9 protein-coding genes are annotated in these 11,647 nt (G+C 73.6%); 6 read left to right on the top strand and 3 right to left on the bottom strand.

Annotated features, from left to right (window positions below):
• The 6 genes from AE652_RS46090 to AE652_RS01755 form a co-directional block, all read left to right on the top strand.
• On the top strand, positions 1–452 hold a 452-nt coding region (locus tag AE652_RS46090), incomplete at its 5' end, for a hypothetical protein (protein ID WP_159028311.1).
• Between the two features lie 205 nt (positions 453–657).
• Entirely contained in the window at positions 658–1,134 is a 477-nt protein-coding gene (locus tag AE652_RS01775) for a hypothetical protein (RefSeq protein WP_049649266.1), read from the top strand.
• A complete protein-coding gene (locus AE652_RS01770) occupies positions 1,134–3,293 on the top strand; it encodes a hypothetical protein (RefSeq protein ID WP_049649265.1) in 2,160 nt (719 codons plus the stop codon). Before AE652_RS01775 ends, AE652_RS01770 begins: the two co-directional genes overlap by 1 nt.
• Positions 3,290–3,997 (top strand): hypothetical protein, encoded by a 708-nt coding sequence (locus AE652_RS01765; protein ID WP_049649264.1) that lies wholly within the window; start codon positions 3,290–3,292, stop codon positions 3,995–3,997. The genes AE652_RS01770 and AE652_RS01765 overlap by 4 nt, the downstream gene beginning before the upstream one ends.
• Positions 3,994–4,290: a hypothetical protein gene (locus AE652_RS46085; RefSeq protein WP_049649263.1), complete on the top strand. Its 297-nt coding sequence runs from the start codon at positions 3,994–3,996 to the stop codon at positions 4,288–4,290. The genes AE652_RS01765 and AE652_RS46085 overlap by 4 nt, the downstream gene beginning before the upstream one ends.
• A gap of 44 nt (positions 4,291–4,334) precedes the next feature.
• The gene (locus AE652_RS01755) at positions 4,335–6,665 is read left to right on the top strand and encodes a DEAD/DEAH box helicase (protein WP_049649262.1); all 2,331 of its coding nucleotides are present in this window, start codon (positions 4,335–4,337) and stop codon (positions 6,663–6,665) included.
• A gap of 114 nt (positions 6,666–6,779) precedes the next feature.
• Here AE652_RS01755 and AE652_RS01750 read toward each other — a convergent pair whose 3' ends face one another.
• Genes AE652_RS01750 through AE652_RS01740 form a run of 3 tightly spaced genes read right to left on the bottom strand, consistent with a single transcriptional unit; the run spans position 6,780 to position 11,646 of the window.
• Positions 6,780–8,477, bottom strand: a complete 1,698-nt coding sequence (locus tag AE652_RS01750; RefSeq protein ID WP_199823024.1) for an ABC transporter family substrate-binding protein — start codon at positions 8,475–8,477, stop codon at positions 6,780–6,782.
• A 50-nt stretch (positions 8,478–8,527) separates the two neighbouring features.
• Positions 8,528–10,681, bottom strand: coding sequence for an ABC transporter ATP-binding protein (locus AE652_RS01745; protein ID WP_049649261.1), 2,154 nt, complete (start codon positions 10,679–10,681; stop codon positions 8,528–8,530).
• The gene (locus AE652_RS01740; protein WP_199823023.1) at positions 10,678–11,646 is read right to left on the bottom strand and encodes an ABC transporter permease; all 969 of its coding nucleotides are present in this window, start codon (positions 11,644–11,646) and stop codon (positions 10,678–10,680) included. Before AE652_RS01740 ends, AE652_RS01745 begins: the two co-directional genes overlap by 4 nt.
• Position 11,647 lies beyond the last annotated feature (1 nt).

Below are 11,647 nucleotides of genomic sequence, written 5' to 3'. Positions count from 1 at the left end.
CGACGGCGGCCCTGGCCGGGGTGGTCGCGGGCGGGCTGCTGGTCCACCGCCTGCTCGCCCCGACGGCGACGACCGGCGGGGCGGACGAGGCCCGCCGGTCGTCGCCCGCCGCCGCGCCTCCTGCCGCCTTCCCGACCACCGACTTCGACATCATCTACGGAAACACCTCCACGAAGGGCACCCTGACCTGGTACAACCGCTCGGTCGGCCTGAGCGGGCAAGACAAGTCCGAGGACTCGGCCGGCTGTCGGGACACCACGGCGACGAGCTACTCCGCCTCCGGCAGCGAACTGGGCAGCATTCACACCGGCGTCGTCTGTGGCGCAAGCGAGAACTACAACGCCGCAATCCCCGCGGATGTTGCCGGCGGTGCCTCCACCGTCAGGATCTGCCTCGACGACGGCGCCACCCCGCCCGCCGTGCTCAAGTGCCAGGATTCCAGGCGCCCCTGAGACCGACGTCTTCGACATCTGCCGGCTCAACGGCGAGACGGTCAGCGGCGAGACCGTCCCGGCCCCCGCTTCCCGCGCTTCCACGATCTCGCCGAGTCGGCCCGGCTCGCCGGCGGCCACCTGCCCGGTCGCCCGCTGCCGGGAAGCGCCCCGGCGCTACCCTATGTGGAGTTAGCCGACACCATGGGACTATGAGGGGGTTCACATGAGACTCGTCCTGGAGGACGTGTCCGAGGACCTGGCGCGTGAGCTCTTCGCGCTGCTGGGCAGGCACGGGGCGGCGCCGGTGCTCCAGGACGCGCAGTGGACCGTCACCAGGGCCGCGCAACTCCTGCGGGACCTGCCGGCCACCGCCGTGCAGATCATCCGCCTCGCCGCCGAAGGCGAGGGCTGGGTCGCCTCCGGCCACCTGCGCGGCCCCGACGGGTCGGAGTCCCTGCGCGGTCGGTCCGGTGCGATCACCAAGGCCGTCAACCGGGGTGCCGCCAAGAAGCGTTGGCCCGTCGGGATGCCGCAGCCCGTCGAGGCCCAGTACGACCCCGAGAGCCCCTCCTACCAGCGCACGACGGGCTACGTCATGAACGAGGACCTGGTCCCCGTCTTCAAGGCCGCCCTGGCCCGCATCGACCGGGAGACGGCGGCGCTCGCCACCGCGACCGTCACCGCGGAAGGCGGCGCCTGATGGACCGCAAGACGTACACCGCCGAGCTCGCCGGTCTGCGCGAGCTGCGCGCGGGGATCACGGCCGCCGAGAAGCAGGTCGCGGCCGCGCGGAAGGAGTTGGACAGGCTCGCCGCCCAGCGTTCGCGACGGGTGGCCGGGCTGGCGGGGTACGAGGGCGCGAAGGCCGACGCCATCGCGAAGGCCGCGGGCCTGTCGGTCGGCGACGTCGTGCGGATCGCCCCGCTGCTGGACCCGACCCCGGCCGCCGTCCGCGCCGCCGCGCCCGCCCCGGTGCCCGTCGCGGAAGTGGCGGAAGCGGAGGAAGCGGCAGATCCGGCGCCGGTTGCCGAGCCACCCGCCGCCGTCGCCCCGGCGCTGACCCGCCCCGTCGCCGTACTCGAGCAGCCCACCCCCTCGCCTGTCGCCGCGCCGGTCGTTCCGGCGGCCTCGGTCGCTGCCCCGGTACGTCCGGTGGCCGAGGCCGGTCCGCGCGAGCTGCCCACCCTCCCCGAAGGCCCGGCAGGCGCCCGGTTCGAGGCCGTGACGACCGGCCTGCTCTCCAAGCGCCCGAACTTCACGCAGCAGGCCCGCTCCACGGTGTTCCTGGACGCGGCCGCCGGGATGCTCGCGGTCCGCGACCAGACCGTGCGCCTCGACCTCGGTGCCCGCACCCCCGGGGAGATCCTGGACGCCGTCCTGGCGACCGCGCCCGGCACCGAGCGCGTCTACATCACCGCCGGCGCCCCCTGGCACGACGGCGCTGAGCGCTACTCCACCCTCAAGGACGCCGTCGCCGCCTGGCTGAACACCCCGTCCGAGCGGTGGACCACCGCCGTCGGCTCCGGCCGCGACAAGCTCGCCGGCCACTTCGTCCACCAGCGCCAGCCCGTCGGCCGCTACGCCCCCACCGCGGCCCCGGACAGCGGCACCACCGAGATCCGCTCCATGGGGGAGTGGTTCGACCCGGACGGCGCCGACGTCGTCACCTGCCGTCAGGCGTTCACCCTGCTGTGGCAGGCGCTGCGCCGCCACTGGGACGACGCGGTCCTCATGGGCTCGCCGTCGCAGACCGGCCGGGACCTGTGGTCGCGCACCGTCCCGACCACCGGCAAGTGGGCCGGCGGCTACCCGGTCCTGTCCGAGGAGCTGCGCGGCCTGCTGCACGCGACCGGCGGCCAGGGGCGCACCGAGCTGGTCCTGCCCCCGCGCGTGCCGCAGCAGCTGCCCGCGCTGGTGGAGTACGACCGCACCTTCGCCTACGCCAAGCACCTGTGGAAGTCCCCGGTCGGCACCCCGCGCCGGATCACCGCCGCCGGGTTCGCCGCGATGACGGAGGCCGAGCAGACCAAGGCCCTGATGTCCTGCTCGCACTGGAACGTCAAGGTCACCGTCCCGCAGGGCTGGAACCACGTCGGCCTGCTGCCCGCCCCGGTCACCGGCGACCGCGCCTGGACCTACCCCTCGGCGCCCGGCGAGACCTTCACCACCTGGGCGGGCGGCGCCGAGGTCCACCTCGCCCTGGCCAACCACCTCGCGCCGTGGCGGATCGAGGTCCTCGGCGGCCTGCTCTGGGAGGACGGCAAGCCGCTCGACGAGTGGGGCAAGCGCCTCAAGTCGGCGTGGGCGGACCTGACCAACCTCTCCCGCATGCACGGCGACGACCGCCAGCGCACCGCCGCCTACCTCGCCTCCCGCGCCGTCCGCGCGGTGCTGCTGTTCGGCCTCGGGGGCTTCGCCCAGCGCCCGCGCCTGGTCTCCGGCACCACCCCGGTCGGCGAGACCCTGCCCGCCGGGGTCGAGATCCTCGGCCGGGACGACCAGGTGGTGACCTGGCAGCGGCAGGCCGGCTTCTCCCGCGACCCGTACGCCCACCCCGAGTGGGCCGCCTACGTGTGGTCCGGGGCGCGGGCGGCGCTGCTGGACATGAGGTACCGCCAGGGCAAGGAGGTCATCGGCCACGCCGGCGCCCTGCACGCGAAGCCCGGCACCGTCGTCTACTTCGGCACCGACGGCATCGCCCTGACCGAGCGCCAGCCCTGGCCCTACCGCGGCGAGCCCGGCGACTACCTCCTCAAGGGCCACCTCACCGGCCCCGTCGAGCACCCCACCAGCCAGGAGCAGTACCTGAAGCTGCGCGGCCTGGGCCGCGCCGAACTCGCCGCAGAGGAGACCCGGTGAGCCCGGCCGACCCGAACCAGCCGAACGAGGCCGCGCGGCTGACCCAGCAGCTCATCGACCACGGCTACACCAAACGCCAGGTCGCCACGATGCTCGGCCGCGACGCCTCGCTCGTCTCCCAGTTTTTCACCAAGGGCAAGGGCGCGAGCATGGTCGGCGCGCTGCGCCAGCTGGTCCGGGCGGTCCGCGGCGGCGAGCGCGACGAGGAGACGCTGTCCGGGATCGCGGAGGCGAACACCAGCCGCCGCCGCACCAGGACCGGGCAGAAGGCCCGGGTCCGGGGCAAGGACACGGTCGGCGAGGCCGGCGGGTCGATGGCCGGCCGGGCCGGGAGACAGGCCATCAGGTCCGGCGCCGGCCACCTCGCGCCCGTGGTGCACGAGACCGGCCGGGCCGGCGGCCGTCTCGCCTTCACCGTCCGGATGAAGGCCGACCAGTACGTCTACAGCGCGGGCTCGGAGCAGGACTCCGGCGGCATCCGGCGCGGGTTCGTCCCCCGCGCGGACGGCACCGAGGAGCGCACCTACGGCTCCGCCGGCACCGGGGGCTTCGACGCCGCCGAGTGGTCCCGGCGCGTCGCCGACCACCACGGCGACGTCACCGAGGCCATGAAGACGTGGCTGGTGGAGACCGGCCGCGCCATCGCCGACGCCGACATCCAGTACCTCGAAGTCCGCGGCTGGATCCCCGGGGAGAACCGGTGAGCGCAGGACATCCGGACCGGCACACCGCACCGGACCCCGACCGCCCCGCATGGTTCGCCGGCTCCGACGAGAAGCTCACCGTGCTGCGCCGCGCCGCCGAGGCCCGCGGCGTGGCCCTCGACCCGGCCACCCCGCCGAGCGAGGAGGACGCCCAGGAGCTGACCGACCGACTCGCCGACATCCTCCTGGCCGAGGGCGGCTTCGACGGCGACTGGCGGACCACGCCGTTCGGCGACCTGGTCGAAGGCCTGATCGACGCCCTCCACCGCTACGCCTACCCCGACGAGCACTGACCCCTCCCCTCAGCACCCGGCACACGAATGGAGACACCCGCGTCGTGGAGAGCACCGCCACCGCCGAGCAGGACGCGCCGACCGGGCCGCCGCTCCCGGTGCAGCCGGTCGACACGGCCGCGAACCCGCTGCCGCTGCACGGGTTCCAGAAGGACGCGGTGGCCGCAGCGGTGCGCGAGGTGAAGGACGGCGGTCGCGCGACGGTCGTCGCGGCGACCGGCTCCGGGAAGACCCTGATCGCCGCCGGCTGCGCCCGGCGCCTGGCGGCGAGGGGCCGGGTCCTGGTGCTGGTGCCGACGATCGAGCTGCTGGAGCAGACCGCCGAAGCCTGGTCCCTGCGAGGCGGACGCCGTGGCCTGGCGGTGGCGGCCTGCTCGCGGGAGGAGGCGCTGGAGAGCGCGGAGGCCGGCGGCCGCGTCCACGCCCGGGTGACCACCCAGGCCCCGCGGATCGCCGACCTCGTCGCCGGCGCCCCCGACGACCAGCCGGTCACCGTGTACGCGACCTACGCCTCGCTGGAGCGGATCGTCCAGGCCCACCGCGAGTTCGGCCTGCCCGCCTGGGACCTGGTCGTCATCGACGAGGCGCACCGGACCGCCGGCGCCGAGAGCAAGGCGTGGGCGGCCGTCCACGACGACGCCCAGGTCCCCGCCACTCGCCGGCTCTACTTCACCGCGACCCCGCGCATCGCCGACGACCGGCGCGCGAAGGACGGCCTGGCCGACCTCGCCGACGCCGACGGCGAGGGCGCGGAGAAACTGCCCGCGCTCTGCTCCATGGACGACGAGAGCATCTACGGCCGGACCGTCTTCACCTGGACCCTCGGCCAGGGCATCGAGCACGGCTACCTCGCCGACTACCGCGTCCTGGTCCCCGTCGTCACCGACGAGGACCTGCGCGAACTGCTCCGCCTCCCCGCCGTCGCCGACCTGCGCACCCAGCGCTCCAACGAGGAACTGCTGCGCCTGGCCCTGCAGATCGCCGTGCTGCGCGCCGTCGCCGACCTCGACCTGCGCCGGGTCATCACGTTCCACTCCCGGGTCAGCGCGGCACGGGAGTTCGCGGACACCCTGCCGGACGCCTCCCGGCTGCTGGAGGACGCGGAGCGCCCGGAGCGGATCTGGGCGAAGGCGGTGGCCGGCACGGACCGCCTCCGCGACCGCCGGGCCGCGTTCGCCGACTTCAAGGCCCACACCGGCGAGGACGGCGAGGAGTGCGGCATCCTCTGCAACAGCCGGCTGCTGACCGAGGGCATCGACGTCGCCGCGGTGGACGCCGTCTGCTTCGCCGACCCCAAGAGCTCGGTCATCGACATCGTCCAGGCCGTGGGCCGCGCCCTGCGCCAGTCCTACCGGCAGGGCAAGGTCTCGTGGATCGTCATCCCGGTCTACCTGCCGACGCCTCAGGTCGGCGACGACACCGCCACCGCGCACCCGTCCGAGGTCCACGACGCCGACGAGGCCGTGAAGGCGGAGGCCGACACCGAAATCGAGGCGTCCAGCTTCCGTACGATCTGGCGGGTCCTGCGCGCCCTCGCGGCGCACGACGCCCGGGTGGTCGGCCGGATCACCGAGCTGCGCGCCCACCGCTCGCAGGGCGCCGCGCACACCACCGCGGCCAAGCCGGCCGAGGGCGATCAGCAGCCGGCGGCCCCGGTCGAGTCGCCGGTCGAGTGGCTGAAGGTCGACGCCCGCCGGCACGCCGCGCGCATCCTCCAGACCGTCAAGCTGCGCGCGTTCAACCCGCGCGCGGTCGAGTGGCAGCGGATGCACGCCGTCGCGGCGCTCTTCCATCTCCAGCACGGCCACCTCGACCCCGTCGACAGGACGAAGCACGCCGAGCTGATCTCCTGGCTTACCCGCCAGCGCCATCTCCACGGCCAGGGCCTGCTCGATGCCGCCCGGGTCAGTGAGCTGGACGCGCTCGGCATGATCTGGTCGAAGAACGCCAACGCCTGGGAACGCGGCGCCGCGTATGCCGCCGCGTTCCACCGCCGGCACGGCCACCTCGCCATCCCCGCCACCGCGAAGCTGGACGACTACGCGGTCGGCGCGTGGATGCGCCGCCAGCGCAAGGCCGACAACCTCACCGGCGACCAGGTGACCAAGCTCGACGCGCTGGACGAGCTGTGGCGCCTGGAGCCGGACTGGAACCGCTCCTACCGCCGCCTGCTCGCCTACCTCGCCGCCGGCGGAGCCCTCGACGGCCCGGTGAACCGCACCGGCGGCGAGGCCGACCCGGCCTTCCGCCCCGGCACCTGGCTGCGCAAACAGGACAAGGCCCGCACCGACGGCAAACTGACGAATCGTCAGATCAAGCTCCTGGACGCCCTCCACCGGCACGCCGAGACCCCCACCGGCGGCCGGACCGGGTGATGCTCCACCGAAGGGCGGCCCGCGGAGCCGCCCTTCGGCGAGCGCACGTCCGACGTGCGCCGTGCGTCCCCCGACGGTCCGGAGAGCCGACCGTCCCGGGCGCCGGCGGTGCTGCTACTTCTGCCAGCCGACGGTCTCGGGCAGCGGGCTGTAGAAGATGGCGGCGCCGACGTTGGCGAGGCCCTTGCGGATGCCGTAGGTGGAGGGGCCGCTGTAGAGCGGCAGCAGGGAGTACTGCTGGAGGGCCTTCTGCTCGACCTCGTTGACGGCCGCGATCTGCTGGCCGAGGTCGGCGATCTCTCCGGTGGCGCGGATCTCCTTGTCCAGTTCGGGGGTGCCGGCTCCGGTGATGTTGGAGTCGCGGTCGGAGCAGTAGAAGTCGCACAGGTACCGGGCGCCGAAGGGGTCCGTCGAGCGGTTGCCGGAGATGAACAGGTCGAAGCGGCGGTCGCTGAGGACCTTGGAGAAGTCGTTCTCGGAGACCTTGTTGACGTCCACCTTCACGCCGACGGTCTTGAGCATCGCGGTGAACGCACTGGCGGTGGCCTTCTCGATGGGGCCGTCGCCGAGCAGGGTGTAGCCGATCGCGAGCTGCTTTCCGTCCTTGGCGCGGATGCCGTCGGCCCCGGGCAGCCAGCCGGCCGCGTCCAGGGTCCTGCGCGCCTGCTCCGGGTCGTACTTCAGCACGGAGGCGACGTTGTCGCGGTAGCCCTGCTGGAAGCTGTAGAGCACCGACGAGCCGGGCAGCGGCTCGGTGTAGTCGAGGCCCTGGAACCGGATCTTCGCTATCTGGGCGCGGTCGATGCTCTCCTGCACGGCCTTGCGGACCTGGACGTCGCCGAGCAGCGGGGACTTGGTGTTGAGGTACAGCGAGTACTCGAAGGGGCTGCCGCCGCTGCGGATCTCGGCGTCCTTGACCGTCTTCACCTGCTTGAGGTTCTCCGCGGTCCCGACGGGGGCGTAGTCGAGTTCGCCGTTCTTGAAGGCGTTGATCGAGGCGGCGCTCTCCAGGTTGACGTAGACGCGCTTGTCGAGCTTGCCCGGCCGGCCCCACCAGGTGGGGTTGCGCACGAAGGTGATGTTGCCGGAGTGGTCGTCCCAGGTGCCCACGGTGTACGGCCCGGTGCCCCACTCGGGGTGGGCGGTCTTGACGTACGCCTTGTTGAAGTTGTCGACGGTGGCGGCCTGGGGGTGCAGGAAGGTGGTGAACAGCGCGGACCAGGAGGCGTTGACGCCCTTGAAGGCGATGACCGCCTGCTTGTCGTCCGCGCCCCGGGTGACGGAGGTGATGCGGTCGTAGCCGTCGGTGGAGGAGGCCGCGTACTCCTTGTCGGAGCCGTTGTTGGCCTTCCAGGTGGCCTCGATGGCCCGCCAGTCGATCGGGGTGCCGTCGTTGAACACGGCCTTGGGGTTGAGGGTGATGACGACCTTCTGGTCGCCGCCCTCGACGGAGACCTTCACGTCGCTGTAGTAGTCCGGGTTGTACTGGACCTCGCCGGTGGGCGAGTAGGTGATGGCGTCGGCGTTGTACCAGGACCAGACCCGCAGCGCGTTCAGGGTGCCGTTGACGTTGAACGGGTTGCCCTGCTCGTCGAAGGTCCCCGCGGAGGTGTAGGTGCCGCCGTCCTTGATGTTCTCGTACGGCTGGGGGTTGTAGTCGGTGACGGAGGACGCGACCTTGGCGGCGTTCTTGGCGTCCTGCCCGGGGGAGGCGCCGGTGGAGCCGCCGGAGGGGGACGAGGAGGAGCAGGCGGTGGCGGCGACCGAGACGGCCGCGGCGAGCGCGAGGGGCAGGGCGAGCTTCCGACGCATGGGGTGTCCTTGGTGGGATTCGGTGAGACGGGGAAGAGCGGGGGGCGGTGTCAGACCGCGTGGCAGGCGTAGCGGTGGTCGGAGCCGTCCGGGGCGCCGACGGTCGCCGGCCGTTCGGTGCGGCAGCGCGTGCGTACGGCCTCGTCGGCCTCCCGGTAGAGCGGGCAGCGGTCGACGAACACGCAGCCCTGCGGCAGCCGGGCGGCGCTGGGCTGCTCGCCCGCGAGGACGATGCGCTCGCGGTGGCGCTCGCGCTCCGGGTCGGGGACCGGGACGGCCGACAGCAGGGCCCGGGTGTACGGGTGCCGGGGCCGGGCGAAGATCTCCTCGGTGGCGCCGGATTCGACGACGTGTCCGAGGTACATCACCGCGACGCGGTCGGAGAAGTAGCGCACCACGGCCAGGTCGTGCGCCACCACGAGGTAGGCCAGGCCCAGTTCGCGCTTCAGTCGGGCGAGCAGGTTGATGATCTCGGCCTGCACGGAGACGTCCAGGGCGGACAGCGGCTCGTCCAGGACCAGCAGCCTCGGCTCGCGGGCCAGGGCGCGGGCGATGCCGACGCGCTGGCGCTGGCCGCCGGACAGGGCGGCGGGGAAGCGGTCGCCCATGGCGCGGTCCAGGCCCACCAGGTCCAGGAGTTCGGTGACCCGGGAGCGGACGGCGGTGCGGTCGGCGCCGGCGGCCTGGAGCGGTTCGGCCAGCAGGTCGAAGACGGTCAGCCGGGGGTCCAGGGCGTCCGTCGGGTCCTGGAGGACGATCTGCACGTGGCGCCGCAGCTCGCGCACCTCGGCGGCCGAGCGCAGCGTGGCGACGTCGGTGCCGGCCACCTCGATGCGGCCGCCCTCGGGGGCGCGCAGCCGCAGCACCTCGCGCAGCGTGGTGGTCTTGCCGCTGCCGGACTCCCCGACCAGGGCCAGGGTTTCGCCCGCGCGCAGTTCGAAGCCGACGCGGCTGACCGCGTGCAGGGTGCCCACCCGGCGCTTGAGCAGGGCGCCCTTGGTGACGGGGAACGTCTTGACCAGGTCCTCGACGCGCAGGACCACCTCGCCGGCGGTCCGCTCGGCGGGGCCGGCCGTCGGCACGGGCGGGGCCGCCCCGACCGGGTCGAGGCTGCCGTCGGCGATCTCCCGGGCGCGGTGGCAGGCGGCGCGGCCGGGCCGCCCGGCCGGCGCCGGTGCGCTCAGGTCCGCTGAGGTCAAGTCCGGTGCGGCCAGGCCTGGTTCGGTGGTCCGGCACACGTCCACGGCCACCGCGCAGCGGGGCGCGAAGGGGCAGCCGCCGGGCAGGGCCACCAGGGACGGCGGCTCCCCGCCGACCGGGACCAGGGGCCGCGGGACGCCGCTGTCCACGGTCGGGACGCTGGCCAGCAGGCGGGCGGTGTAGGGCATCGTGGGACGGCGGAAGAGCTCGTCGACGCCCGCGTGCTCGACGATCCGCCCGGCGTACATGACGGCGACGTCGTCGGCGTGGCCGGCCACCACGCCCAGGTCGTGGGTGATCAGGACGAGGCCGGCGCCGGTCTCGCGCTGGGCCAGGCGCAGCACGTCGAGGATCTGCGCCTGGACGGTGACGTCCAGCGCCGTGGTGGGCTCGTCGGCGACGAGCACCGAGGGCCTGTTGGCGATGGCCAGGGCGATGACGACGCGTTGGCGCATGCCGCCGGAGAACTCGTGAGGGAACGACTTGGCGCGTTCGCGCGGGTCGGGGATGCCGACCAGGTCGAGCAGTTCCACCGCCTGCTCCCAGGCGTCCTTCCGGGACAGCTCCCGGTGCACGCGCAGGGCCTCGGAGAGCAGCCGGCCGACGGTGAAGATGGGCGTGAGCGCGGACATCGGGTCCTGGAAGACCATGCCGATGTCCTTGCCGCGGACCCGGGAGAGCTCCTTGTCGTCCATCGCCGCCAGGTCGCGGCCGCCCAGCAGGATCCGGCCGCCGAGGCACGCGGTGGGCGGCAGCAGGCCCATGACGGCGAGGGCGGTGGCGGACTTGCCGGAGCCGGACTCGCCGACGATGCCCAGGGTGCGCCCGGGCAGCAGGTCGAAGTCGACGCCGCGCACGGCCTCCACCCGTCCGGCCTCGGAGGGGAAGGAGACGCTCAGGCCGCGTACGGACAGGACGGGTGCGGGCCCGGCGGGGCCGGCGGGGTCGGTGGACCCGGCGGGGTCGGTCGCGGGCCCGGTGCGGGGGGCGGGTGCGAGGGTCATCGTCGGGCTCCTGCCGCGCCGGTGGTGGACGTGGGGTCGAGGGCGTCGCGCAGGCCGTCGCCGACGAAGGTCATCGAGACGGTGAGCAGGACGGTCAGCCCGGCGGGGAAGGCGAAGAGCCAGGGGGCGCTGGTGATGGTGCCCGCGCCGTCGGCGAGCATCGTGCCCAGCGACACGTCGGGGGTCTGGACGCCGAAGCCGAGGAAGGACAGGGCGGTCTCGCTGAGCACGGTGGAGACCACGCCCAGGGTGAGGTTGACGATGAGCAGGGAGCCCAGGTTGGGGATGATGTGGCGCAGCACGATGCGCAGGGGGCGCACGCCCATGTACTCCGCGGCGCGCACGTAGTCGCGCTCGCGCAGGGACGTCGACACCGACCAGACCACGCGGGCGGTGGACATCCAGCCGAACACCGTCAGGACGAGGATGAGGACCCGCCAGTCGCCCGCCAGCCGGTGCGAGACCAGGGCGAGGACGAGGAAGGACGGCACGACCAGCAGGAAGTGGATGAGGGCGAGGGTCGCCTTCTCCACCCGGCCCCCGACGTAGGCGGCGCCCGCGCCCACGACCGCGGCGAGGGCGACGGTCAGCAGGGAGACGGTCACCGCGATCACCAGCGAGCGCTGGAGGCCGTGCACGGCGGCGGCGTAGACGTCGTTGCCGCCCTGGTTGGTGCCGAACCAGTGCTCGGCGCTCGGGGCCTGGGTGAGGGCGGAGAAGTCGGTGTCCGCGTAGCCGTACGGGGTGAACAGGCCGCCGAGCGCGCTGAACAGCACGAGCAGCAGGAAGATCACCACGCCGGCGACGGCGGTCCGGTTGCGCAGGAAGCGGCGCAGGTAGAGGCGGCGCCGGCCCAGGTAGCGGCCGTCGTGCTTGTCGTGCCCGTCGTGCTTGTCATGCTCGGCGGCCGCGTCGGGACCCACAGGGGTCACATCGGGACTCACGGGGGTCACAGGGGTACTCATC

It is taken from the genome of Kitasatospora sp. MY 5-36 (assembly GCF_001182915.1).
GTDB lineage: Bacteria > Actinomycetota > Actinomycetes > Streptomycetales > Streptomycetaceae > Kitasatospora.
Note: the sequence above shows the minus strand (reverse complement) of the source record. Positions and strands in the feature narration are given on the sequence as shown.